24 protein-coding genes are annotated in these 26,394 nt (G+C 44.7%); 5 read left to right on the top strand and 19 right to left on the bottom strand.

Annotation, left to right across the window (positions count from 1 at the left end):
* Positions 1-106 precede the first annotated feature (106 nt).
* The 5 genes from gpAD87_RS07435 to gpAD87_RS07415 all read right to left on the bottom strand — a co-directional run bounded on the left by gpAD87_RS07435 (position 107) and on the right by gpAD87_RS07415 (position 5,641).
* Positions 107-1,600 carry a sensor histidine kinase gene (locus gpAD87_RS07435; RefSeq protein ID WP_064637177.1) on the bottom strand — a complete coding sequence of 498 codons (1,494 nt, stop codon included), beginning with the start codon at positions 1,598-1,600 and terminating at the stop codon, positions 107-109.
* Positions 1,597-2,295: a response regulator transcription factor gene (locus tag gpAD87_RS07430; RefSeq protein WP_063562821.1), complete on the bottom strand. Its 699-nt coding sequence runs from the start codon at positions 2,293-2,295 to the stop codon at positions 1,597-1,599. Before gpAD87_RS07430 ends, gpAD87_RS07435 begins: the two co-directional genes overlap by 4 nt.
* A complete protein-coding gene (locus gpAD87_RS07425) occupies positions 2,288-3,565 on the bottom strand; it encodes a hypothetical protein (protein WP_064637175.1) in 1,278 nt (425 codons plus the stop codon). Before gpAD87_RS07425 ends, gpAD87_RS07430 begins: the two co-directional genes overlap by 8 nt.
* A 67-nt stretch (positions 3,566-3,632) precedes the next feature.
* Positions 3,633-4,358, bottom strand: a complete 726-nt coding sequence (locus gpAD87_RS07420; protein ID WP_024634002.1) for a phosphonate ABC transporter ATP-binding protein — start codon at positions 4,356-4,358, stop codon at positions 3,633-3,635.
* 83 nt (positions 4,359-4,441) lie between these two features.
* On the bottom strand, positions 4,442-5,641 hold the full coding sequence (locus gpAD87_RS07415) for an MFS transporter (protein WP_064637173.1): 1,200 nt from the start codon (positions 5,639-5,641) through the stop codon (positions 4,442-4,444).
* A gap of 201 nt (positions 5,642-5,842) precedes the next feature.
* On the opposite strand from gpAD87_RS07415, the gene gpAD87_RS07410 reads away from it, so the two are divergent.
* The gene (locus gpAD87_RS07410; RefSeq protein WP_064637171.1) at positions 5,843-6,763 is read left to right on the top strand and encodes an ArsR/SmtB family transcription factor; all 921 of its coding nucleotides are present in this window, start codon (positions 5,843-5,845) and stop codon (positions 6,761-6,763) included.
* A gap of 42 nt (positions 6,764-6,805) precedes the next feature.
* Positions 6,806-7,570: an HAD family hydrolase gene (locus gpAD87_RS07405; protein ID WP_064637169.1), complete on the top strand. Its 765-nt coding sequence runs from the start codon at positions 6,806-6,808 to the stop codon at positions 7,568-7,570.
* Positions 7,571-7,657: 87 nt separating this feature from the next.
* Here the strand turns inward: gpAD87_RS07405 and gpAD87_RS07400 are convergent, their stop codons facing one another.
* From gpAD87_RS07400 to pdhA, 9 genes are all read right to left on the bottom strand, one after another.
* Positions 7,658-10,006 carry a type IA DNA topoisomerase gene (locus gpAD87_RS07400; protein WP_064637167.1) on the bottom strand — a complete coding sequence of 783 codons (2,349 nt, stop codon included), beginning with the start codon at positions 10,004-10,006 and terminating at the stop codon, positions 7,658-7,660.
* A gap of 125 nt (positions 10,007-10,131) precedes the next feature.
* Positions 10,132-10,599: a ferric iron uptake transcriptional regulator gene (fur, locus tag gpAD87_RS07395; RefSeq protein WP_024633997.1), complete on the bottom strand. Its 468-nt coding sequence runs from the start codon at positions 10,597-10,599 to the stop codon at positions 10,132-10,134.
* 309 nt (positions 10,600-10,908) lie between these two features.
* On the bottom strand, positions 10,909-12,396 hold the full coding sequence (locus gpAD87_RS07390) for a glutamate synthase subunit beta (RefSeq protein ID WP_064637165.1): 1,488 nt from the start codon (positions 12,394-12,396) through the stop codon (positions 10,909-10,911).
* A 625-nt stretch (positions 12,397-13,021) separates the two neighbouring features.
* Positions 13,022-13,510 (bottom strand): dihydrofolate reductase, encoded by a 489-nt coding sequence (locus gpAD87_RS07385; protein ID WP_082935031.1) that lies wholly within the window; start codon positions 13,508-13,510, stop codon positions 13,022-13,024.
* 29 nt (positions 13,511-13,539) lie between these two features.
* Positions 13,540-14,334: a thymidylate synthase gene (gene thyA / locus gpAD87_RS07380; protein ID WP_063562828.1), complete on the bottom strand. Its 795-nt coding sequence runs from the start codon at positions 14,332-14,334 to the stop codon at positions 13,540-13,542.
* A 290-nt stretch (positions 14,335-14,624) separates the two neighbouring features.
* Positions 14,625-16,040 carry a dihydrolipoyl dehydrogenase gene (lpdA, locus tag gpAD87_RS07375; RefSeq protein WP_063562829.1) on the bottom strand — a complete coding sequence of 472 codons (1,416 nt, stop codon included), beginning with the start codon at positions 16,038-16,040 and terminating at the stop codon, positions 14,625-14,627.
* A gap of 3 nt (positions 16,041-16,043) precedes the next feature.
* Positions 16,044-17,357 (bottom strand): dihydrolipoamide acetyltransferase family protein, encoded by a 1,314-nt coding sequence (locus gpAD87_RS07370; RefSeq protein ID WP_063562830.1) that lies wholly within the window; start codon positions 17,355-17,357, stop codon positions 16,044-16,046.
* 175 nt (positions 17,358-17,532) lie between these two features.
* Positions 17,533-18,510 (bottom strand): alpha-ketoacid dehydrogenase subunit beta, encoded by a 978-nt coding sequence (locus tag gpAD87_RS07365; RefSeq protein WP_062325380.1) that lies wholly within the window; start codon positions 18,508-18,510, stop codon positions 17,533-17,535.
* 105 nt (positions 18,511-18,615) lie between these two features.
* Entirely contained in the window at positions 18,616-19,683 is a 1,068-nt protein-coding gene (gene pdhA, locus gpAD87_RS07360) for a pyruvate dehydrogenase (acetyl-transferring) E1 component subunit alpha (RefSeq protein WP_053780908.1), read from the bottom strand.
* Positions 19,684-19,938: 255 nt separating this feature from the next.
* Between pdhA and gpAD87_RS07355 the strand changes: the two genes are divergently transcribed.
* A complete protein-coding gene (locus gpAD87_RS07355; RefSeq protein ID WP_063562831.1) occupies positions 19,939-20,673 on the top strand; it encodes an alpha/beta hydrolase in 735 nt (244 codons plus the stop codon).
* A 158-nt stretch (positions 20,674-20,831) separates the two neighbouring features.
* Here gpAD87_RS07355 and gpAD87_RS07350 read toward each other — a convergent pair whose 3' ends face one another.
* Positions 20,832-21,302 (bottom strand): low molecular weight protein-tyrosine-phosphatase, encoded by a 471-nt coding sequence (locus gpAD87_RS07350; RefSeq protein ID WP_064637163.1) that lies wholly within the window; start codon positions 21,300-21,302, stop codon positions 20,832-20,834.
* A 1-nt stretch (position 21,303) separates the two neighbouring features.
* On the bottom strand, positions 21,304-21,972 hold the full coding sequence (locus tag gpAD87_RS07345; RefSeq protein ID WP_064640785.1) for a trimeric intracellular cation channel family protein: 669 nt from the start codon (positions 21,970-21,972) through the stop codon (positions 21,304-21,306).
* A gap of 187 nt (positions 21,973-22,159) precedes the next feature.
* Between gpAD87_RS07345 and gpAD87_RS07340 the strand changes: the two genes are divergently transcribed.
* Together gpAD87_RS07340 and gpAD87_RS07335 are read left to right on the top strand one after the other, a co-directional pair.
* Complete coding sequence (locus tag gpAD87_RS07340) at positions 22,160-22,801, top strand: thiamine diphosphokinase (protein WP_064637161.1); 642 nt, start codon at positions 22,160-22,162, stop codon at positions 22,799-22,801.
* A gap of 281 nt (positions 22,802-23,082) precedes the next feature.
* Positions 23,083-23,583, top strand: a complete 501-nt coding sequence (locus gpAD87_RS07335) for a C40 family peptidase (RefSeq protein WP_053780904.1) — start codon at positions 23,083-23,085, stop codon at positions 23,581-23,583.
* 134 nt (positions 23,584-23,717) lie between these two features.
* Here the strand turns inward: gpAD87_RS07335 and gpAD87_RS07330 are convergent, their stop codons facing one another.
* The 3 genes from gpAD87_RS07330 to gpAD87_RS07320 form a co-directional block, all read right to left on the bottom strand.
* Positions 23,718-24,407 carry a winged helix-turn-helix domain-containing protein gene (locus gpAD87_RS07330; RefSeq protein ID WP_064637160.1) on the bottom strand — a complete coding sequence of 230 codons (690 nt, stop codon included), beginning with the start codon at positions 24,405-24,407 and terminating at the stop codon, positions 23,718-23,720.
* A 173-nt stretch (positions 24,408-24,580) separates the two neighbouring features.
* A complete protein-coding gene (locus gpAD87_RS07325) occupies positions 24,581-25,630 on the bottom strand; it encodes a MoeB/ThiF family adenylyltransferase (RefSeq protein ID WP_064637158.1) in 1,050 nt (349 codons plus the stop codon).
* A complete protein-coding gene (locus gpAD87_RS07320) occupies positions 25,627-26,394 on the bottom strand; it encodes a thiazole synthase (RefSeq protein ID WP_064637156.1) in 768 nt (255 codons plus the stop codon). The genes gpAD87_RS07325 and gpAD87_RS07320 overlap by 4 nt, the downstream gene beginning before the upstream one ends.

Raw genomic sequence — 26,394 nt, 5'->3', positions numbered from 1 at the left:
GCATAAAGAAAAGGCGAGCCATATATGGCTCGCCTTTTTGGTGCATTAAATCCAAACGTTATTTCAAAAAATACAATATACGTTGCCTTAACTTTGCAATTAGAGATTATGTTTCTTCCTTATCGGTGTTTGACTCCTTGGCTTGTGTCTCCTGCAGTTCTTCAGAGTCACTGTTATGCTTAGGAACTTCACCTGTTACAACCTCTTCCTCAGGCAATGCTGGCAAAGAAACGGTAACCGTGGTTCCCGAACCAAGCTCACTTTGAATCGTGATCGTGCCTTCATGCAGTTCTACAAGTTCCTGCGTAATGGCTAGACCCAGCCCTGTTCCCCCGTTTTGGTGATTCACTTGGAAGAACCGGTCACGTACTTTGATGAGATGTTCTTCACTAATTCCGATACCGGTATCCTGAACAGCAGCTATGATCTGCCCCTTCTCTTCTTTAACAGAAAGGAAAATCCACGAATTTTCATGAGAAAATTTAATTGCGTTGTCAACCAGATTAAGAAAAACTTGTTTCAGCCTATTGCCGTCTCCAAATACGTTAAACGCACGCGTCTCATCCGTGTCCAGCTTGAGATGTACTTGCTTTTGCTCCGCTTTGGCCCAAACGTTCAACATCGTTTCCTGAACAATTTCTCGAATGCTGACCGAGCCTTTTACAAGCTTCATCTGATTTTGCTGCAATTTGGAGAAATCGAGCATTTCTTCAACAAGACCGATCAATCGCTCGGTTTCTTTGGAGATAATACTCATTCCAATTCTCGTCTCATCGGGATCGTATCCGCCAGAATCCAAGGTTTCGCTCCAGCCTTTGATACTGGTCAGAGGTGTCCGCAATTCATGCGAAATAGATGAAATAAAATCGTCTTTAATCTGGTTACTGCGTACAATCTCATGTGCCATGAAATTCAATGTAGATGCCAGTTCACCAAGCTCGTGCTTGTAATTCCCTTTAACTCTAACATCCAGACGTCCCCTGGCCATTTGAGCTGAAACAGCTGTAATGTTATTGAGCGGTCGCACAATTGAATTCGCCATTCCGATACTGATAATTAAAACAATGACTAGTACAGCCACACCTACAGCAACCGCAAGCAGCCCCATAACCAGAAGCTTGGAATTAACCATATCCAACGAGGTGAGGTACCTCACAATATAAGTATTTTCGCCACCCAAATCTAACTTGTGGGATACCGCCATGACTTGCTCACCCGTAAGGGGTTGTCTTCCCACCCAACGGCCAATGCTTCCGTTCATGGCCTGTGATATATCGCTCGTTTGAAGAACGGCATGCTCGGACTCAAAAGCAGTTGAACTAGCCAAGACTCGGCCATCCATATCAAGGATTTGCAGCTCGGTACTACCCAATTGTAAATTAGCGAGCAAATACGATAAATTATTAGCCTCATCCGTACGAGATAACGTTTCTTTAAAATCGTTCGTTGATGTAATCTGCTGATTAATCGTATTATAAATACTCTCGTAATAATACCTTTGTACTGCAATCAAAAATACGAATTCCACCAACAGCAGAGCCAGAAAAACTACAATGAAGTAATGTAGTACGATCTGCCGTGTAATGCCTTTTTTGATCATTGATCCCGGCCCTTCCATTTGTACCCGTGACCCCATACAGTCTGCAGGTATTCAGGTTCGGAAGGATTGTTCTCAATTTTCTGGCGCAAGCGGCGAATGTTTACGTCGACGATTTTGGGATCACCCATATACTCTTTGCCCCACACGTGATCCAGCAGCACATCTCGACTAAGCGGTGTGTTTTCTTTTTCCAAGAAAAATTGAATCAAGGAAAATTCGGTTGGTGTTAACTCAATTAATTCATTTTGTTTTTTAAATTGTTTGGAGATCAGATCTAGCGAGAACGGCCCTGATTGGAACGTTACCTTTGCTGCCGTCTCCCGGTGAACATTGACCCGGCGCAGCAAAGATTGTATACGTGCAATCAGCTCGGTTGGACTAAACGGCTTACTTACATGATCGTCTGCTCCAACGGATAGCGCATATACCTTGTCCTGCTCCTGCACTTTGGCTGTCAGGAAAATAATACCCAGACGTTCATTCGTTTCACGAATTCGTCGACACACTTCAAACCCGTCAATTCCAGGAACCATAACATCTAGCAAAGCCAAGTCAATATCTGGTACGGATTGCAGAATACGAAGCGCTTCATGTCCGTCTCCCGCTTCGAGCACTTCGAACCCGTTTCTCTTCAAATTAATAACAATAAAACTGCGGATGGATTCTTCATCCTCAAGAATAAGTACTTTACTCATTAAGTTCTTCCTTTCTGTTCAGATGCGACATATTGTCCAGTAATCCACCATCGTTATTCGCAGATTGTGCGCCACGATAAGCAATCACTCGATCATTCGATTTGGTAATTTCTTTCCACCCTTTACCTTTGTCCTGTTCCCATTGCGTAAGTGTGAAATATTTAATTTCACCCACCGTTTCATCCGTATCAATCATTTTGAAACGAATATATTTTCCCTTTTCCGATTTGGTATCAATTGTAACTTTTCCGTACCAATCCGTTTTCAGGTTAAGATGGAATGCATTCGCATCATCACGATATTGGAAGGATACAAAATCTTTGCCATCCTTACCATTCCATTGATAGAAAGTATAGAACCACATTCGAGCATCAAATACGTAATGTTCCCAGCCTCTGGGTGTTTCCTTCAATCCAAATTCAATAATACCATCATTATTAAAATCACCGCTTAAAATTTTGTCATCTCTATAGGTTTGATCAGGGGAATTGAATGCATACACCAATTTGTTGTCTTTTACATAAACAATCTGTGTAAAAGTACTTCGGTCGTCCAATTCGGCATCCAATACGAAGCCCACTTTATCTTTGGCAATTTGACCACCAAGTGCATTATAAAATTCTTTTACTGTATAGTCCGTCTGTATACGGTCCACTTCCTTGAAACTGCCATCATCATATTGATATAGGGCAATGGAGGCAAATCCGCTGGTGTTGAGGGAAACGATAGCAAAATCATTTTTTTTGTCCCCGTTAAGATCCAAAGGATTTCCTTGTAAATCATCAATAATCAACTCATTATACGGTACTCCGCCCATCACCTGTTCAAGAGCTCCTCCTTTGTAGGAATATGCCATTAAAGCTTTCTGTGCTTCAAGGCTCACTCCAAGAACAATATCAGGATTGCCATCGTTCGTGATGTCCAGCAGTTTAAACGATTGTAAGGTATTTCCCGGAACATCAAAAGTAAGTTTTTTCACCCAGGTATCACCCTGCTCTTCGAGAAGCATGCCATGAATCCGCACATTTTCACTCGGAGTTTCGTAGAAAACAATAGCCTCTCGGGTTCCATCCCCATCTAAATCTGCCACCCGTATCATGCTTGTATTGTTCAAGTCTTTGGGACGAATTAATTGGCTTTCAGGAGGCTGTTCCTTCTGTACAATTGTGAGAAGCCTCTCCTTGTCCATTGACATCATGGGTTGTTTCATCAAAAGCTTGGGATCACTGAGGACAGTGCATCCGCTAAGAACGGAGCCGAGTACAATCATAGCCGCTCCCCCCGCTAACAGGCGCCCCCACCGTGAATTAAGCAAATTCATCACTCTTTTCAATAGTTTAAATCATATTTTTTTCTTGCTGTGTCAACCGACGTCCACGTATATCAAAAGCAATCTTGCCTTCCGCAAGACCCCAGATGCGGGTCGCATGTTTCTCTGCCATCTCAATCGGCAATACTGCAATTACGGTAGCCCGTTCCTCTTCGCACAATTTGCGCAGTGTTTCCAGCACCGTATCTGCGGTATGAGGATCAAGTCCGATGACAGGTTCATCCGCCAAAACAACTTTGGCGCCATGCGCCAACGCTCGGGCAATCGCAACACGCTGCTTCTCGCCACCGCTGAGTTTCTCTGCCGTCTGGTGTGCTTTATCCAGCAATCCGAGCCCTTCCAGATAATCCATCGCACCCATATAATCATCGGAACGAACCATACCTGTTACCATTCTCCATAGAGGAGTTTGACCAGAACGACCGATCAATACATTTTTCAAAGCTGTACGTCTCGGATACAATTGCGGATTCTGTTCCAAGTATGCCCATTCCCGTTTAATTTTCCGTTTTCCAGACCAACCTTCTTTTATAATCTCGGCGCCGTCCACCGTAAATCGACCACTGTCCCATTTTTCCATCATAGCAAGACATTTAAGCAGCATGCTTTTTCCGCTGCCACTTGAGCCCACTACACCAATCATTTCTCCCTGTTGCATATCGAATCGTATATCCCGCAGAACCGGAACCCGGTCCGCTCCAACGGATTTGCTTAAACCCTCAACTCTGATCATCGCGATGTCTCCTCTTGTCCATGTTTTTCCCTACTACTAGTGTACTCGGAAATGGACATCAATTTCCATGCGAACACCAGCTTCTATTTTACCACAGATTCGAGCATAGGTTTACGACGAAATAATACACCTGCTGCACCAAAAAGAAGATACATGAATCCAAGCAAAATAAACATGCTTCCTGGTGAAATCCAGTTAATCACTTGCCCACCCAGATTCGGTCCAATGATGCTTCCAATTGTAAAATGAAATGAGGCCACTACGTTCGCTGCAGGCAGCAGCACTTTTGGCAAAATATCTGCGGCATAGGCCAGGCCAAGCGAGAAAAATGAACCTACCAGACCTCCTGCTATGGTCAACAGCACAAGTGTCCACCAGAAATGTGTGCCAGCCACAGGAACCAGCATGAAGATGATACCTCCTGTAATACCAGCAAACATTAACGTTTGCTTTCGACCATAACGGTCACTCAACATACCTAGAGGTAATTGCAGAAACAGACCACCTATTCCGACAAAAGGCAGCAAGGACGATATCTGATTGGCATCCAGACCAATACGTAGTCCGTATACCGGAAAATTGCTGTTCATCCCAGCTTCCATGTAGCCATACAATAACGCAGGCAATAGCGCATACCATGCCCAGGCCAAGCTGCGACGGAAACGGCGTTCAGGCAGTTGTCCATGTTCGGCCTTTTCCGGCTTCGTATCGGGAAGCTTCATTAATACAAGCATAAGTACCGCAGCCATACATACGAATAATACCCAGAACGGAACGGCATCCCCAAACCCGAGCAGCTTGATTCCCAATGGGCCAATACTAAATCCTAAACCATAGGACATACCATATAAAGAGATGTAACGTCCGCGTTTTTCGGGTGCGGTCACCAGTAGTACCCATAACTGGGCAGAATAATGGAGTGCACTATCACCGATTCCGACGACGAGACGCAAAATAAACCAAATTTTGATATCCGGAAAATAAGGAAACAGAATCAGGGGAATCATGACAAATAACAGTCCGCCGATAATCAGCTTTTTGAAACCAATAGCTCCCAGCAGTCGTTCCGCCACCAAGGTCATGGCAAAAGAGCCAACGTACAATACGGCTGCATTCAATCCGTTCAAACCCGGCGAGACTCCTTTTTGCTCCAAGAAAATGGAGAGCACCGGTAATAAAAGTCCCTGGCTGATCCCCGCCACAACAATAACCGTAATCAGAATGAGATAGTTTGATGTAGAATGTGATAATTTGGGGGTGGTTATAGATGACACAAAAATCATTCCTCCTGCAAGCATACAAAGAAAAATCGCCATCACTGACGACCTTTCGCATGTTATAACTATTCTATTGATCATGTATGGTTACGCCAGGCGTTTTGCCCTGGACTTGAACATTATAGTGGACAACGCCCTGCAAAACAAGCCATAATAGTACTTAAGTCGCTGCGTACATTTAGATGTGACGGGAGGATTCTGCATCATATGGCTTATCATGTTAAAATCGATGTTTCACCGATATATGAAATGCTCAACAGCTTTTTGGTATATGTAACGAAGAAGTGGATTCAACATCTGGATGTTGGCCCTGAATGGATCATTGAGGTGGAAGGCAAACTAAGTTCCAATGTTCGAGCAGCGCTCGCACCTGCTGCCACCTGGCCTTTTGATGACTTTGATGTATTATTTGCATGGGCGGCCTATCGGAACACTTCTAATGAGAATATTGATTTTCTGGATATGCTTGCTGGACTAACAGCCGAAGAGCTGTTCGCACGCGTATCTGTTCTGCTGCCCCATCTTACATTAGAAGAATCTACACGTATTCGGGATAGCTATGTGCCACTTTTGCGACTCTGGGATCAGCATTACTGCCAGAATATGAGTGAGGATTATCGTACCTGGCTGGAAGAAGACGCTGAAGAGAAACGCGTCCTGCTTGATAAAATGGGGCCTGAACTCCTTATTGAATACGCTACTGCGGGTGTTCTGGTTGAACCGATGCCTGGACTGGATGAAGTAATCCTGTTTCCAACCGTCCACAACCGACCTATTAATATGTACTGCTTCTATGAGGGCATGATGATCATGCAGTATCCTGTAGACGCACCCGAAGAGGATGAAGACCAACCACCAACCTGTCTGCTTCGTTTCACACATGCCCTGGCTGATCCGGAAAGACTCCGTCTGCTCCGTTACGTGTCAGGTGAACCGAAGTCACTCGCTGAGATGTGTGAGGAATTGGGTAAAGACGAGGATATGGTTAAAGATCAGGTTATGGCACTGCGCATCGCCGGACTGCTGCGAACCCATCTGCTCGGCAGTAATCGCAAAGAGAAATACAGTATTCGACCAGATGGCGTATCTGAATTGAATATGTTCCTGGAATCTTATATTCGCATATAAAATATGAACAACTGTGCTGGTGCTGCAAGGAGTGAATTGGATATGAAAATAATAAAACAACATATTTTGTTTGATCTAGATGATACACTCGTGTATTGCAATAAATATTTCAACCTGGTGCTTGGTGAATTCTTCGAGAACATGCAGGAGTGGTTTGATGGACATGCCCTAACGGTTCAACAAATTAGGGAGAAACAGCTGGAGATTGATGTAACCGGGGTCAACAAACTGGGATTTGCAAGTCACCATTTCCCGCAATCCCTTATTGATACCTACCGTTATTTCTCCCAGAAGTTCTCAAAGCCAACCTCTCATCAAGAAGAGTCTTACCTCACCAAATTGGGAATGAGTGTATATGACCAAGAGGTTGAACCTTATCCTCATATGGTCGAAACGCTGGAGAATCTTAAATCAGCTGGACATGCCCTCTACCTGTATACAGGTGGAGAAACCGTAATTCAGCAGCGGAAGATTGACCAGATGAAGCTCTCGGCTTATTTCGATGACCGGATCTACATTCGGCAACATAAGAACATTGAAGCGCTCGAAGGCATTCTTTCAACTGGACCGTTTGAACGTCGTGCAACTTGGATGATTGGAAACTCACTGCGCACAGACATCATGCCAGCAGTGACGGCCGGCATCCATAGCATATATATCAAACAGCCGAACGAATGGCAATACAACATGGTGGAGCTTCAACCTAATCCAGATACATCGATGTATACCATTACTGCCCTGGAAGAGGTACCGAAGGTCATCCATGAAAATATACAACAGCAGCAACAAAAAAGGACCCTTGGATAAGGGTCCTTTTCTTATTTAATTCTAATAGGATTTGGCGCTGGTATATCAGCCTTCACGTTCTTCTTTCTGCTTTTACATCCAATAAACTTATGCATCCTGCTTTTCCGCAGATAGTTTGCCGGTTACCTTATCTTGCAAAATAATACGTGCCTTCACCGTACTTCCGTCTTTTCGTTTAAAAGCCAGTACTTGAGTACTTCCCTTTTCAATCAACGCTTTTAACATCGTACTGGTTATTTTCTTGCCGACGTACTCTTTCCATATGACAAAGCCGCAACCTTCCTTAAACCTTGTACAGCCATAACCTTTCTTGCCTTCAATAATCTGACCGGTGCAACCCGGTGATGGACAGGATGCCAGCGTTTCACGAACGCCCGGTTGACTGGAAGTCGAAGTTCGCGTTTGTGCCGTTGCATTCGCAACACTGCCAGTTCTGGATGACGCTCCCGACGTTTGACGTGAAGTCTTCGAACCTGCAATGGTACTTGAGCCAGTACCTGATGTCTTGGTAGAAGTAGTTCTAGTGCTGGTTCTCTGGGTTTTGGCTCCTTTTCCTTTACCCCGTCCCCCACGTGTATCTTCCCCAAAAGCATCCGCTGGTGCGGGTGCCTGCACACGTACTTTATCAATAATGGACATCGTAAATTTTTTGACGTTCTCCATAAACTTATCCTGGCCCGCTTCACCTTTGGAAATTTGGTACAATCTTCTTTCCCATTGGCCCGTCATTTCAGGCGAGGTTAACAAATCTACGCCTGCCTTACGGATCAATTCGATGGCTGTCCGACCCTTCAACGTCAATTGCATCTTTTTACCCTGCATCGTAATGTAACCCACGTTTTTGAGTCGTTCGATCGTTGCCGCACGAGTCGCAGGTGTACCCAGTCCACTGTCCTTCATTGCATCACGTAGCTCTTCATTCTCGATCTGTTTCCCTGCACTCTCCATTGCTTTTAGCAACGTTCCCTCAGTATAACTCTTGGGAGGCTGTGTCGCCTTCTCCTTGAATTCACTCTTGGTACATTGAACAGGCAATTCAGGTTGAACGGCAAAGGCCTTGTCCGTCCATTCCTCTGCTTCCTCTTCTTCGTTGCTGTTTTTCTTTGTCTTTTTCTTGCCTGTCTGCTCCTGATCCGAAGTTCCCAGTACCACCTTCCACCCCAGTGACAGCAGTTCTTTCACAGATGTCTTGAACTGGTGCTTCTCAACGTCAGTGAGCACGGTATGCTGCTTATACTCTGCTGGCGGATAGAAATGAGATAAGAAACGTCTTACGATCAGATCATAGATATTCTGTTCATCCTTGGATAACGTACCTGGTCGTTTTAATGTAGGCAGAATTGCATGGTGATCCTCAACTCTGGATGGGTTACATACACCCTTGTTACCTTTATGAACAAGTTCAGGTTTCGCTCCTTGCGCCAGTTCACTATAAGGTCCATTTTTAAGCAGATTCAGCGTTTTGTGCATACCTTCAATATTCTGTTCCGTAACATAGTTTGAATTGGTCCGTGGATAAGAGATCACTTTATGTTTCTCGTAAAGCGCCTGTGCAATATCCAACGTTTTCTTCGCTCCATATCCATACTTGGCATTTGCTTCACGCTGCAAAAGGGTCAGATCATACAAGCGGTATGGATACTCCTTGGTCTGTTTTGCTTCGTACTTGGTAATTTGTCCCGTCTTCCCCTTCACACTAGTCGCAATCGATTCAGCAATGGCGGGGTCGGTCAGCTTGTCCCCTTGACGTAATCCCCTGTACTCCACTCCTTCTTGACGAAACCATGCGGCTACTTCATAAAAGGTCTGGGACTGGAACGCTTCAATCTCGATTTCCCGATCATAGATCAAGGCCAGTACCGGAGTCTGCACCCGGCCTACAGAGAGCAAGGCATTATGTCTTGTAGTGAAAGCCCGGGACGCATTCATGCCAATCAGCCAATCCGCTTCACTACGAGCCCTGGCAGCATGGGTTAAATTCTCAAATTCCGAGGCATCTTTTAAACCGTCAAAACCACGTTTAATACTCTCAGCGGTCAGGTCCGATATCCACAGACGTTTGACAGGCTGACGCAGCTTCAACTGTTGTTGAATTAAGGCAAAAATATACTGTCCCTCTCGCCCTGCATCACAAGCATTAACGATGGCCGATGCCCTTTTTGCAAGTTCTCCGATCATTTTCAGTTGATCTTTCGTTCTGGGGTTGGGTACAATCTTGAACTGATCCGGAATGATCGGCAGGTCGCCGATATTCCAGCGCTTGTACTTTGAATCATAGGCATCCGGTTCAGCAAGTCCCAATAGATGACCAATCGCCCAGGTGATAATGTAATGCTCACCTTCCAAATAATTGCGATTGTTCTTGGCTCTTGGTTCTATGACGGCGGCAATGGTTCGGCCCATGTCGGGCTTTTCCGCAATAACCAGTGTCTTCATCCGTCCATCTCTCCTCCTTCACCGTCCAGATGACGGCAAAAAGGGGCCTTCCGCCCACGGAAGCCCCTTGCTTCTGAAACTTATTATATCAGATTTTGGTTGCGGGAGCATCCTCCCCATTGGATTTACCCTGCTGCCTGTTCATTCAAAGCCTGCTTCGCTCTGCACTCTTTGCATACGCCCTGAAAATCAAGTCGATGGTCTGTAACGGCAAAGCCGTACTGACGCTCGATTTGTTGTTCCAAACGAAGCAAGCCATCCTCCATGATCTCTTCTACAGTGCCACACTCTGTGCAAATCAAATGATGATGGTGATGTGAACCATCCGTACTTCGCAGGTCGAAGCGCGCAGCACCGTCCCCAAAGTTAATCTTTTCTACGACCTGTAGGTCACTAAGCAGTTCAAGCGTACGATATACCGTAGCCAAGCCAATCTCGGGGAATTGTTCCTTGACCAGCAGAAATACTTCCTCTGCGCTAAAATGATCCTTCTCATGCTCAAGTAACACACGTACCGTAACTTCTCGTTGCTGTGTCAGCTTATACCCTTTTGCAACCAACTGTTTTTTAATGTCATCAATCTGTTCTGAAATGGATTTGTCCCGGTTACTTGCCATAAAGATTGCACCTCCGGATATTATAATTTCACAATTCGTGTAGTTTTTAATTAAGTGTCATTACGTTTCTTATTTATAATCATTATAATGTAATAATAAATCTTTATGAGATAAAAAGCAATGCTATACCTCACAGTTGTCTAAAATAATTGTAGCTGAACGTCTCATGTTATCTTAAAAACAACAAAAAACCCCCGCTAATTGCGAGAGTTTTATTGAATCAGTTATATATTTTATTAAAAAATTGCAAATCCATATACATATACATATACGGCTCATTATTCTTTATACGAGAACTGTAGCACCCATCAAGTATTTGTCCACTTCACGGGCAGCTTCACGGCCTTCATTAATTGCCCATACAACCAGACTTTGACCACGACGCATGTCACCTGCTGCAAATACTTTATCCACATTGGTATTGTATTTGCCGTAACGTGCCTTAACATTGGTACGACGGTCTGTTGCAAGTCCGAGTTGCTCCACAAGAGTCTGTTCCGGTCCGTCAAAACCGATAGCAATCATGGCCATTTGAGCTGGGAAGACGCGCTCTGTACCCGGAATCGGCTGATAGATCTTACGTCCCGTCTCATCTACAATACGCTCGATTTGAACGGTGTGAAGTTCTTTGAGATTACCCCCGTCGTCACCCACAAATTTGGTCGTCATGATGGAGAACTCACGCGGATCGTCACCGAACAATGCTTTCGCTTCTTCCTGTGCATAATCAAGAGTATATACGTTCGGGAATTGCGGCCAAGGGTTGTTAATACGATCACGTTCCATAGGAGCCTGGGTGTGTGTACCAAATTGTGTAATGCTCCGACAACCATGACGAAGTGATGTAGCTACACAGTCGGAACCTGTATCCCCGCCACCGATAACGATAACATCCTTGTCCTGTGCTGACAGGTAGTTACCATCCTCAAGGTTGGAGTCCAGGTAACTTTTGATGCTGCCATTCAGGAAATCCATGGCGTAATGTACGCCTTTCAAGTCACTGCCTTCAATGTTAAACTCACGTGGTTTGGTTGCACCGCCGCACAGGATAACCGCATCATAATCATCCACCAGTTGCTGCGCAGCAATATCTTTACCGATCTCCGTGTTTGTTACAAATTGAATACCTTCTGCTTCCAACAAATCAACACGACGCTGAACGACGTTTTTGTCCAATTTCATCGTAGGGATACCATACATCAGCAAACCGCCGACACGGTCGGAGCGCTCATATACCGTTACCGAGTGACCTGCTTTGTTCAACTGAGCTGCCGTAGCCAGTCCTGCAGGACCTGAACCTACAACTGCTACACGTTTACCCGTACGTTTCTCCGGAGGCTGGGGAACTACCCATCCTTCTTCAAAACCCTTTTCAATAATGGCTTCTTCAATCGTTTTGATGGTTACAGGTTCACCGATCAGTCCCACTGTACATGACCCTTCACAAGGAGCAGGACAGACACGACCTGTAAACTCAGGGAAATTATTCGTTTTGTGCAGACGATCAAGCGCCTCTCTCCACAAACCACGATACACCAGATTATTCCATTCTGGAATCAGGTTATGCACAGGGCAGCCCGACGTTCCGCCAGTCATATCTATACCTGTATGGCAATACGGGGTACCACAATCCATGCATCGTGCACCTTGTGTTCTGAGCTCTTCTTCAGCCATATGTTTATGAAACTCTTCCCAATCCTTAACCCGCTCCGCTGGTTGGCGGTCCGCAGGCAGCTGCCGTTTGTATTCCATAAATCCAGTAGGTGTAGACATCTTACGTTTTCCCCCATCCGTTCTTGTCTTAATCCCTTCATCTGCATGGTTCTATATGAAATGGATTACTCATGTTTGAGTTTTTGTATATTGTATCACAAAATCTTCTCGAAGATATTTCAATTATAGTAGCACTTTGCATGCTGAATATTAAATGGATTATCCGAATAATTATTTGTATTTTATACATCATATCGTCCAAGTCTACCCATGGTCAATACCCTTAAAATGGTTATTTCTAAGGTGTGGCTGTAAAAAAACAGGCGTTTAATTGATAAAAAAACGGACCAAACGTCATTCAAATGTGAGGTAATTTGTCATTAAAAACAACAATTTATGCTGTTTTAGGCTACCCAATTCGAACAATAACTAATTTTAGGGCTTTACAACGGTGAATTCCCAAAATTTTTATACTTTTTTACCACAGAGTGATTAAGGGGCTATGTATTTCATTCATTTTTTCGTCATTTTTACGTCATATTTATGTCATTTATATGTTAATTCGTATTTATTTCATTCTATTTCTAAAAGAAAAGACGCTGTTCACGAATATTTCGTAAATCAGCGCCCCTATATTTCGTTTTTAGCGTATGTTTGGGCTCTTCTACTTCATCTTATGACCCTTTTACCGTTTTCGTTCGTAGAACTCAAACGTATATGCATAAACATTTTTTTCATTTTGCTCGCCTTCGATCTGTTCTGTTAGCTCCCACTCCGACCAATCCACTTCCGGGAAAAAGGTATCCCCTTCAAAATTCTCATGGATTTTGGTCACCACCAGACGATCTGCGAGTGGCAAAAACTCACGATAGACCTGGGAACCGCCAATGACGCAGAGCTCTTCGCCTTTTGTAACTTCCAGACCCTCTTCAATCGTATGCACCACTTCAGCCTGATTCGCTTGGTAGTTCAGATCTCTTGTTACAACAATGTTCCGACGTTGCGGAAGTGGCTTGCCTCCAAAGGACTCCCATGTGTTACGTCCCATAATAATCGTTTTGTTCAACGTACGTTGCTTGAAAAAGGCCATATCTTTAGGCAAACGCCACGGAATGGAATTATTCAATCCAATGACACCATTCTCGCCCATCGCCCATACAAGTTCAATGCTCAAGATTACACACTCCTTCAATCCGTGTCTGTTTATACCGCAATCGGGGCTTTAATACCCGGATGATGCTGATAATTCTCAAACTCAAAATCATCAAACGTATAATCGAAAATGGAATCCGGCTTGCGCTTGATAACCAATTTAGGCAACGCGAATGGCTCACGCTCCAACTGAGTTTTCACCTGTTCCACATGGTTCGAGTAGATATGAACGTCCCCACCGGACCAGATGAACTCTCCCACTTCAAGATCACACTGCTGCGCAATCATATGTGTCAGCAGCGCATAGCTGGCAATGTTAAATGGCAACCCGAGGAACGTATCTACAGAACGCATGGTAAGCATACACGATAGTTTACCCTCAGCCACGTAGAACTGAAACGCGAAATGACAAGGAGGCAATTTCATGTTGTTAATCTCCGCCACATTCCAGGCGCTAACGAGGTGACGACGCGAATCCGGATTATTCTTGATCGAATCAATAACGGCAGCAATCTGATCGATCTTCTCCCCGTTTGGCGCTTCCCAAGTACGCCATTGTGATCCATATACCGGACCTAGGTCGCCATTCTCATCAGCCCAATCGTCCCAGATCTTCACGCCGTTTTCCTTGAGATAGGATATATTCGTATCCCCGCTCAAAAACCACAACAACTCATGAATGACTGATTTCAGATGGATTCGCTTAGTTGTTACCAGCGGGAACCCTTCGGATAGGTCGTATCTGAGCTGTCTGCCAAATACCGACTGTGTTCCAGTTCCGGTGCGATCTCCCTTATGCACGCCAGTATCCAAAATATCCTGTAATAAATCGAGATAGTTTTTCAAATTATATTCCCCTCACACTTCTAATTTCATAGCAATAAAAACAAACAAGAACATTCACACAGCTGGTGTTTGCTCCAATTTGCCTTATTTAAAAAAACAGCATCGACCTAAGCCCTCCGCTGTCATATTGGTTGTTACAGTGTACCACATTAAGCTTCTGATTGCATGATTCTTTAACAAGATCTCGCTTTAGTGTTTACATAAAAAAAGGGACAGACAACGCTGTAACACGTTATCCATCCCTTCTTGATTTACGTATAATGCCGGACGAATCCGAAGCTTAGACGATATTAGCGGGAAATGATGTGGATCGGGTGACCCATAACCAGTTCCGCAGCTTCCATCACGATTTCGCCCAAAGTAGGGTGAGCGTGAATAGTCAGCGCCAAATCTTCCAAAGTCGCACCCATTTCAATTGCGAGGCCAAGCTCAGCAATCAGGTTGGAAGCTTCCAGACCTACGATTTGAGTACCCAGTACAAGACCTGTTTCTTCGTCAGCTACGATTTTCACGAAGCCTTCAGCGTGGTTCAAAGATACAGCACGGCCATTACCCGCATAAGGGAATTTGCCAGCTTTTACTTTGTAGCCTTTTTCTTTAGCTTCTTTCTCAGTGTAACCTACGCTGGAGCACTCAGGATCTGTGAACACAACTGCAGGCATACATTTGTAGTCAACTACAGATGGTTGTCCTGCGATCGCTTCAGCAGCCACTTTACCTTCATAAGAAGCTTTGTGGGCAAGTGCCAGACCGGATACGATATCACCGATTGCAAAGATGTGAGGAATGCTAGTACGGCCTTGGTGATCAACTTTAACGAAGCCACGCTCGTCAACGTCTACGCCAATCAGGTCCAGACCAAGCTCTCCGTCTGTATTTGGACGACGTCCAACAGTAACCAGCAGGTAATCTGCAGTTACTTCTTTGGATTCACCATTTACGGAATATTTAACAGTTACATCTTTATCCGTTTGCTCAGCACTTTCAGCTTTTGCACCCGTTACGATTTCGATGCCTGTTTTCTTCATGTTTTTAGCTACGAGGCTAGTCATGTCTTTATCGAAACCTGGCAGTACAGTATCCAAACCTTCGATGATTGTTACTTTAGCACCGAATTTGGAGTACATTTGACCAAGCTCAGCACCGATATAACCGCCACCGATAACGATCATGCTTTTTGGAACTTCAGGCAAGTTCAGAGCTTCTGTTGAAGACAGAATGCGTCCGCCAAACGGGAAAGGTTTCAGTTCGATTGGACGGGAACCTGTTGCAATGATTGCATTTTTGAATTTGTAACGTGGAGACTCGTGATCGTTAAATACACGAGCTTCGTTTTCGTTAATGAACATGCACTCACCGTTGAAAACTTCAACTTTGTTGCCTTTGAGCAAACCAGCTACGCCGCCAGTCATTTTCTTAACAACGCCGTTTTTGAATTCTTGAGTTTTGCTGAAGTCCACTTTTACGTTCTCAGCAGAGATACCAAAAGCTTCGCCGTGCAATGCAGACTCATATTGGTGTGCAGCCGAGATCAGGGCTTTGGATGGAATACATCCGCGGTTCAAACAAACGCCACCCAGTTCGGATTTGTCTACGATCAATACGCTTTGGCCCAGTTGAGCAGCACGGATGGCAGCTACATAGCCACCAGGACCCGCACCAATTACTAATGTGTCGATATTGAGAGAAGCGTCGCCTACTACCATATCTTACACCTCCATAACAAGCAGCTCAGGGTTAGCGAGCAGCTGTTTAATGTAGTTCATAAAGTTTTGTGCTGTTGCGCCATCGATGATACGGTGGTCAAAGCTCAGGGAAAGAGCCATTACAGGTGCTGCAACAACTTCGCCATTTTTAATAACGGCTTTTTCGCTGATGCGTCCAGTTCCAAGAATTGCAACTTCAGGGAAGTTGATGATCGGAGTGAAGAACATACCGCCAGCAGAACCGATGTTACTGATGGAGATTGTGCTTCCTCTCATTTCGTTCGCGCTCAATTTGCCATCGCGGCCACGAGCTGCCAGATCACGAATGGAATCAGCGATCATCCAGATGGATTTACGATCAGCATCTTTGATAACAGGAACGATCAAGCCGTTGTCTGTATCTGTAGCGATACCGATGTTGTAGTATTTTTTGTATACAATTTCATTAGCTTCTTCATCAATCATAGCGTTCAATGCTGGGAACTCACGGGAAGCAGCAACCAGAGCTTTAACGATGAATGGCAGATAAGTTACTTTTGTACCTTTTTTCTCAGCGATAGGTTTCATGCGAGTACGGAAAGCAACCAGTTCAGTTACGTCCACTTCGTCCATGATTGTAACGTGAGGTGCTGTGTAAGCCGATTTAACCATCGCATTGGAGATCGCTTTACGGATACCTTTGAATGGTACGCGCTCTTCTTCCACACGTTGATCAGCTGCAGCTGCTGCTGGTGCTGCGGATTTTTTCTCTTCTTGAGCCGGAGCTTCGGAAGATGCCGCTGCGGAAGAGCCGCCACCGTTTTTGAAGGATTCAACATCTTCTTTGGTAACTTTACCGTTGTTGCCAGTACCGTTAACTTGAGCGATGTCTACGCCTTGTTCGCGAGCAAATTTACGCACGCTTGGTGTTGCCAGAACGTCTTTGGCAGGTACTGCCGGAACGCTGTTGTTTCCGCCTTCTTTAGCTGCATCCGAGCTGGAAGCTGCTGCGGAAGAACCGCTTGTGTCAGCTCCACCTTGAGCTGCATCTTTTTCTTGTTCGCCTGCAGGAGCGTCGTCTTGCTCTGGAAGCTCACCTTCAGCGTCGATGATTGCAACAACTTCGCCAACGTGGCAAACTTGACCATCTTTTGCGAATACTTCTGTTACTGTGCCGTTAACCGGACAAGGTACTTCAACGACCGCTTTGTCATTCTGTACTTCCATGATGATGTCGTCGTCAGTTACTTTGTCACCGACTTTGATGTGCATCTTGATGATTTCGCCTTCGTGAAGGCCTTCGCCCAGTTCAGGGAATTTGTATTCAAATTTAGCCAACTGAAAAACCTCCTTGATTATGTCTCAATCCTGAAAACAACCCTTAACTCCAAGAAACAACCGTTACTGCTAATGCAATAAACTGTTACTCAAGGGGCTAATGGCTGTTTACAGTGCAGCTTGCGCTGCGGTGTGGATCACCATACTGCGCCTTGCGGCATGTCAGATGATTAAATTAGAAATTTACGACTTTGTTAACCGCAGCAACGATACGTGCTGGGTTAGGAAGCCATGTATCTTCGATTTGTGCAAATGGATATACAGTATCCGGACCAGCTACACGCAGAACCGGAGCTTCCAAGTGCAGGATTGCTTTTTCATTGATTTGTGCAATGACTTCAGCTGCAACACCTGCGCTCTTTTGAGCTTCCTGTACAACAATTGCACGGTTTGTTTTCTTAATGGAAGCAACGATAGTATCGATGTCGATCGGGCTAACCGTACGAAGGTCGATAACTTCAACTTTGATTCCTTGTTTTTCGAGCTCTTCTGCTGCTTTCACAGAAGTGTGAACCATCATACCGTAAGTAATGATAGTTACATCAGAACCTTCACGAACAACGTTCGCTTTGCCCAGCTCAACTGTGTAATCTTCTTCAGGTACTTCTGCACGGAATGCATGGTACAAGTTCAAGTGCTCCATGAAGAATACAGGGTCGTTGTCGCGAATAGAAGCGATCATAAGACCTTTTGCATCGTAAGGGTTAGAAGGTACTACCACTTTAATACCCGGAGTTTGCGTAAGCAAACCTTCAAGGGAATCTGTGTGCAATTCTGCCGCTTTTACACCGCCACCGAATGGTGTACGGAATACGATTGGAGAATTATATTTACCGCCGGAGCGGAAACGCATACGAGCTGCTTGAACTACCATTTGGTCAAGGGCTTCGAAGATAAAACCAACGAATTGGATCTCGGCAACCGGACGGAAACCTTGAACACCCAAACCAACAGCCAGACCGCCAATAGCGGACTCAGCGAGTGGAGTATCAAATACACGCTCTTCGCCAAACTCTTTTTGCAGACCTTCCGTTACACGGAAAACGCCGCCTACATTACCTACGTCTTCACCGAAAAGCAGAACGTTAGGATCACGCTTCAACTCAACGCGAAGCGCATCACGGATTGCTTCTTTCATGTTCATTTGTGCCATTTGCTTCATTTCCTCCTTAAACATTGACAGTTCACATTTGAATTCATACATGTATACCGGGACACCGGAACCCGTCCCGGATGTTTATGCTTTATCGGAAAAAACTTATTGGAAATCAGCTTTTTGCTCTTCCAAGTGCTTAGGCGTTTGTTCGAACATGCTGTCGATCAAGCCTGAAATCGTCATTTTCTCGGTTTTTTCCGCTTTTTTGATCTCTTCGTTCACTTTTGCTTTTGCTTCTTCTTTCACACGTGCTGTATCTTCTTCAGTCCACAGACCTTTTTTCTCCAGATATTTAGCAAAACGTGCGATTGGATCTTTAGCATTCCATTCAGCCTCTTCTTCTTTTGTACGATACTTAGAAGCATCGTCAGAAAGGGAGTGAGGACGGAAACGGTAAGTTACTGCTTCGATCAGAGTTGCGCCTTCGCCGTTACGACCACGTTCAGCAGCTTCCTGAACCGCTTTGATAACTGCGAAGATGTCCATACCATCAATTTTAACACCTTTGATACCTGCTGCTACCGCTTTGTGAGCGATGGACAGAGCTGCCGTTTGTTTAGCAAAAGGAGTTGTGATGGCATAACCATTGTTTTGTACGAAGAAAATAACAGGCAATTTGTAAACACCAGCGTAGTTCAGACCTTCATAGAAGTCACCTTCTGAAGAACCACCATCACCTGTGTACGTAATTACAACTTGTTTTTGTTTCTTCAATTTGTAACCCATAGCAATACCCATTGCGTGCAGGATTTGTGCACCAATGATGATTTGCGGCATCAATACATTAACGCCATCCGGAATTTGTCCACCATGTTGGTGTCCACGGGAGTACAGGAACGCTTGATAAAGAGGAAGTCCATGCCACACGAGTTGCGGAATGTCACGATAGCCAGGACATACAAAGTCTTCTTTTTCAATTGCAAATTCACTACCAACCATTGTAGCTTCTTGACCAGATACTGGAGCATAGAAACCAAGACGACCTTGACGGCCCAGGTTTACTGCACGGTCATCCCAAGTACGGGTAAATACCATGCGATACATAATTTCTTTTAATTGATCGTCGGAAAGCTTAGGCATCATGTCTTTGTTAACGATTTCGCCGTCAGGAGACAGCACGGACAGAGCTTCTACATCCTCCGTATATACTTCATAAGGAACCTTGCTCATTTTTTTCTTCACCTCAACAAAAAATTTGAATATCAAGTTCCGCTGTTATAATATTATTATACACCTGTTTCACTGCATACGTCAAAGATATCCGTAATTTTTTTATGTTTCCTTCCGGATTGTATGTATAACAGGGGCTTAATATTGGTATAACAGCATAATACATGTTTGCGTATTTGACCTATCCCCGCACAAGGTTAATCTTACCGTATTGCGCGGTCGAATGCAAAAATTAACCGAGAAAGGTGACGTTTTATGACGGATTCCCGCTATTTGAAACGCACGATTGTGAAGGAAGAGATTGAGAGCCGCTATCTCGGAGAGAAGCGCACATTACGAATTTATCTTCCCCCAGGCTATAACGAATTGTTATCCTACCCTGTCGTATATTGTCAGGACGGTGAAGAATTTTTCAATTTTGGACGTATCGCCACCACTGCCAACCGCATCATTCTCGACGAGGGAGCCGAACCTTTCATTATAGTAGGAGTTCAGGTTGACGTGTCTGTAAGAACTCAGGAATACGCCCCTTTCGGCGATCGGTTCAAGGCGTATACCTCATGCTTCGCTGAAGAGATTATTCCCTATGTAGAAGAGAAATATCCTGTGCGCCGCTCTCCGCAGGAACGTGTTCTTGCCGGAGACTCACTGGGTGGCAGCGTTTCGCTTCATCTTGCTCTACTCTATCCAGACCTGTTTACACGTGTCATCAGCATGTCTGGAGCTTACTACTCCGCTTCCCAGGAAATCTACGCTGCAGCTGAAGACTTGTCCTGGTTATCGATCTGGATGATTGTTGGTTTGCAGGAGACTGCCTTTGAAGCCGACACCGGCACATATGATTTTGTTCAATTAAACCGGGATACCCGTGATTTGCTCGAGAAACGAGGTGCACTCGTCTCCTATCAGGAGAAAGATGGGCATCACCAATGGGGATTCTGGCAGAACGAGCTGCCGGAAGCATTGCTTTACTTTCTTCAAGAAAATTAATTCGATTATTGAACAGGCGGCTGAAATGCCGCTTTTGTTTTACATTCACTTGGTACCGCTTACATGAACGTTCAAAAAAGAAGCAGGCTCACCTGCTTGTCCGTTCCAGCTTCTTCTCTTGTATCACACAAGTCATTCCTAGAGAACATCACCGATTGTTATATCAAAGAATGTTCCTTTTCAATCCGATCCATCAACACGTCGCAGCCTGCATCAACCAGCCTGTACACTTCTTCAAAATTCCCCGTATAATACGGGTCGGGTACTTCACGGAGCGTCTCGTTCGGCAGCAGATCCATCATCTTGATAATTTCCGCATCCTCACCACCTGTTACACTTCTTACGTTAGCTGCGTTGGAATCATCCATGCATATAATGTAATCAAAATGTGTGAAGTCCGCACTCGCAAATTGTCTTGCCGCCATGTTGGCATAAGAAATTTGATATGAATCCAGCAATGATCGTGTCCCCTCATGCGGAGGTTTGCCAACATGCCAGTCTCCTGTACCTGCTGAGTCCACTGAAATCTGATGATCAAGTCCTCTTTCACTCACTTTATGACGGAGGACAGCCTCAGCCATTGGTGAGCGGCATATGTTGCCCAAACATACAAACAAAACGTTAATCATGTTATTCCCCCTTACTCAAGGTGCGGTTAAGTGGCGCTGGTGTTGTCTGAGGTTTCACACTCTCCGTTTGTACCAGAGAACGACGAGGCAGCTTCCATTTATAATGAACAGAACACATTCGGAAGAACACAACTGCGGCGAAACATATTAACAGCCCAACGTTGGTTGTGAACCATCCCATACCTATAGCAAAACCAGCTGTTATTGCCCACACGGCATAAATTTCATCACGCAGTACCAATGGCTTCCTGCCAGCCAGCAGATCACGAATGATTCCTCCGCCTATACCGGTCATCACTGCGGCTACAATAACCGCACTAATGGGATGTCCCATATTGGCTGCGTATAACGCCCCTTGAATCGCAAATGCTGCAAGTCCAATCGCATCGAACAGCGCTTCTGTCCTCTTCCAGTGACCAATCCACTTAAGAGGTAGTACAAAAGCAATCGCTACAGATATAAGGGCGAGCATAATTAGCATTCCCTGGCTCCACAGCATCGTTACGGGTACACCAATGAGTACATTACGAATGACTCCGCCTCCAAATGCGGTTACGAGTCCCAGTACCAGCACACCTAAAATATCATATTCCTCTTCCATTGCCACGAAAGCTCCGGACATTGCAAATGCAATGGTACCTATAATGCTGAATACTTCAAAAATGTGCAAGTCCAACCTGTTCAAACCTCACTTTTCAAGTCATCTCCATGTTGCTCTACCCATTGTATCCGCGCATGCCGAAATTGTGCAACCACATTTTGTGGATTATACTGGTTTTGTGAATGATTTTTGCATCATTCTAACACCTTAATTAGAAGTGAATTGTTTCTTTATTGATTAGGAAGGATGAAATAGAATGACTAAGAAACGAATTGTTATTTTTACAGGGGGAAACCTCTCTCCTCAATTTCTAAAAGAAATCGGTAAGGATGACATCATTATCGCAGCTGATCGTGGGGCGTTGTTCTTAATAGAACATGGGATTCAACCACATATCGCAGTAGGTGATTTTGATTCCATTACCGAGCAGGAACGGGAGAAGGTACGAGATAACAGCGAACGGATAATCACCTGTGATCCTGTGCTTAAAGATTTGACCGATACCGAGATGGCATTTGAAACAGCATTGGATCTTGAGCCTACTGACATTCTTATGTTGGGCGCAACGGGCACACGCATGGATCATACACTGGCTAACGTACATATTATGGTCCGCGCTATGCAGCATCATATTGCCTGTACTCTGCAGGATGAACACAATTATATGATGCTAACGACCTCCGAAGCTTTTGTGGAAGACCGTGGATATGAGTACATCTCCCTGCTCCCACTTACTAATGAAGTAACAGGTATTACACTGGAAGGTTTCATGTACCCGCTAGATCAAGCTACTATACGCATGGGACAATCTTTGGGGATTAGCAACAAACTGCTCGGAAAGTCTGGCACCGTCTCTATAAATAGTGGGTTATTACTCATTATTCAGAGCAAAGATTAACCTTCTGCCTATACTTATTACGTTTTTGTAACCTATGATTCAGATTAAAAATAAGAGCATAAAACAACAAAGACCCTTGAATATCAAGGGTCTTTGTTGTTTTTGTAACATTCGAGCTTCGTCAATGATTAATTTTTTGACATTTTTAATGGTATTTTAATAAACAAACCCAAACCGTTGCGGCCCTAGGGAGAACCAAGTTCCATCCAATTTCTAGGATGTTACAAAGCTGTTATACTCGCTCTAGCAACTAAACGAAAACGAATTTTGGAGGTACTCACATGAAAACAAACATCTTTGTCCAAAAGGCCGTAACCGTCGGGTTGTGCGCTACACTAGGTTTTGGAGCTGTATTAATGACTAATGCACCTGTCGCACAGGCAGCAAGCGCTTCTGTATCCACAGGACAACAAATCGTGAACTATGGTAAAACCTTTACAGGAACTCCATATAAATTTGGTGCGTCAACTTCTACAACCAAAAATTTTGACTGCTCTTCTTTTATGAAATACATCTTCAAAAAGTATGGTGTAGACCTGCCACGTACATCCGTTAAACAATCCCAAGAAGGTGTAGCTGTTTCCAAAGCTAATCTGCAGGTGGGAGATCTGGTCTTCTTCTCCAGCGGTAGTCGCTCTACAGGCTCCAATATTACTCACGTAGGCGTATATGCAGGGGACGGAAAAGTTCTGCACACGTATGGATCGCCTGGTGTTACTCTTTCCGACTTGAACTCGGGGAACTGGAAAAAAACATATATTAAAGCTCGCCGCGTTCTGTAGCTCATATTCCGATAATACGAAGCGAGTAGGGCCGGATCTGATGATCCGGTCCTTTTATATTTACCCAATGAAGCTCTCTGTCCAAACAGGAGTTATGTGGAAAACAGGAACTATGTTCGGTGATACGACCTCTTTTATTGAGTATGAAGCATATAACCGATGCCACGAACAGTATGAATTAATTTGACACTCCTCCCCTTATCCACCTTCACTCGTAAATGTTTGATATATACATCCACCACATTGGTATCCATTGCAAAATCATACCCCCATACTTCCCTTAAAATAACACTCCGGGGACACGCCTCATTCACATGACGGGCCAAAAATTCCAGCAATTCGTATTCTTTCGGAGTTAATACCAGATATTCGCCTGCACGACTTACACGACGTGAACGCAGATTGACCTTGAGGTCATGTACTACAATGACTTCTTCATCTTCCTGTGAAGCATGCGAGAACACACGTAAAAGATTCCGTATTCTGGCCATCATCACATTACCGTGAATAGGTGCTTCCATCACATCATTAGCGCCGTAATCGAGTAATTCCACAATCAATTCAGGCGATATCTTGGGAGTTATCACAAGTAATGGGGAGGTGACACCTACGTGCACAAAAGACTCTAGTCCATTTTTCAGGGTATCTTCATGACATCCTTCATTCATTAATATGATCATATTGAGATTCGTGAGTGTTAGTTCAGAAATACGGTTCAGATCTGTCCATTCCATTTGCTCGACTTGGTACCCTTCTGCACACAGTATGCCTTGAATAAAAGAAACCAGATCGCCCCTGCCAACCAGTAATATGGATGTTTTCATTTTTTCACCCGGCCTGTCTTGTACGCTGCTACATTTGTTGGTTTAAACTACACTTGGTCTCCACATCCTTGTGACCACTTTGCATCGCAGCATTGTTGTATGTTTATCATGCCGTAAAATGAAAAAGTCCATTCCCGGAAGGAACGGACGCGGAACATTCATTTGATTTTTCTCTAACCAAAGTACCGGTGAACCAGCGTACGCGCCTCTGCCGTGTCTTTTGTTCCATGAACAAGGACACGACCATCCTGAAAAATGACCATCCTGTGCGCTCCCGTTGTAAAAGAAACCAAAAATGGATTAGCCTCCACTTTGCCTTCATCCAGCTTGCCGAGACGATCAGCCGTATGTTGTAAATCCAGATTCATTCGCCGTGAAGGGCGAATCTGTACCGTATCCCTACCACATAATACGTCTGTTTTTTCCAGGTTTGAGGCAGAGAGGTACGGATAGTTAGCCTTTACCCCGCAGGAAGGACAATCTTCTTTTCGGGCACCGTCGACGTTAATGGATATGTATTCATTTCTCCACACATCGAATGATAACAACTTGCGTCTCAGTGCACCTGAATTACCACTGAGAAGCTTCATTGCTTCGGCAGTCTGATTAGCCGTAACCATCTGCACCGCCTGAGGGATAATGCCTGATGTGTCACAGGTATCCCCCCCTAACGGAACCTCACCCAACAAGCAGTTTAAACAAGGCGTTTCTCCAGGCAGAAACGTGTAGGTAATTCCATAACTGCCCACACATCCTCCGTAAATCCACGGAATACGATACTTCTGAGACATATCATTTATTAATAGCCGGGTATCAAAATTATCTGTTGCATCCATGATCAAGTCTGCGTTCTGAACCAGTTCTTCCAGTTCATCTACTCTGACGTCCATCACTTTGCCTACAACCTCAACGTTAGAATTAATGTCAGATAGGCGATTCTTCGCTGCCATCGCTTTGGGCATTCGCTGAATGGCGTCTTGCTCAATATATAATTGCTGTCGTTGTAGGTTGCTCCACTCCACATAGTCACGATCTGCAATAGTAATATGGCCAATTCCTGAACGTACCAATGTTTCCGCAATACCCGTACCAAGCGCGCCCGCTCCAACAATTAATACTTTGCTGTTATTCAATCTATGCTGACCTTCCTTACCGATAGGTGCATACCGTTCCTGTCTGGAATAGCGGTCTCCCTGTTCAGAAGATCGTGTCTGATTAGTCATGTATGAACCATTCCTTCCGCCGGACTACTCGCTGCTGCATAGCGCTTAACGGGAATCATGCCTGCCTCATAAGCCAGTCTGCCTGCTTCAACCCCCATTCGCATTGCCTTCGCCATCTTCACCGGATCTCCGGATCCGGAGACAGCCGTATTCAACAATACACCGTCAGCTCCCAGCTCCATCGCATGAGCAGCATCTTTAGGTGCTCGAAGTCCTGCATCCACAATAACAGGAACGACGGCTTGTTCAATAATAATCTCCAGATTATAGGGATTAATAATTCCTCTCCCCGCCCCTATGGGTGAAGCCCCAGGCATAACAGCATGTACGCCGAGTAGTTGCAATCGCTTGGCCAGAATAACATCGTCCGAGATATAAGGCAGTACCGTAAAGCCCTTTTCAAGCAAGATCTCGCAAGCTTTATAGGTTTCAATTGGGTCAGGTAGTAATGTGATTCCATCGCCGATAACTTCTACTTTTATCATATCACAAAGTCCTGAAGCCCGAGCTAGTTCAGCGATTCGCACAGCTTCATCTGCTGTTGCAGCACCCGCTGTATTGGGAAGCAGGGTATACCTTTTCAAGTCCAGTGTGTCCAGAAAGTGCTGTTTGTTCCGATCTTCCAGATTCAAACGCCGAACCGCGAACGTTAATACTTCCGTACCGGAGGCTTCAACCGCCTGGCTCTGCACTTCCAAGTCCGAAAATTTGCCTGTACCCAGCAGCAATCTAGACTCAAACGTATAATTTCCAATCCTCAACAT

It is taken from the genome of Paenibacillus sp. AD87, assembly GCF_001659845.1.
Taxonomy (GTDB): Bacteria; Bacillota; Bacilli; order Paenibacillales; family Paenibacillaceae; genus Paenibacillus; species Paenibacillus marchantiae.
Note: the sequence above shows the minus strand (reverse complement) of the source record. Positions and strands in the feature narration are given on the sequence as shown.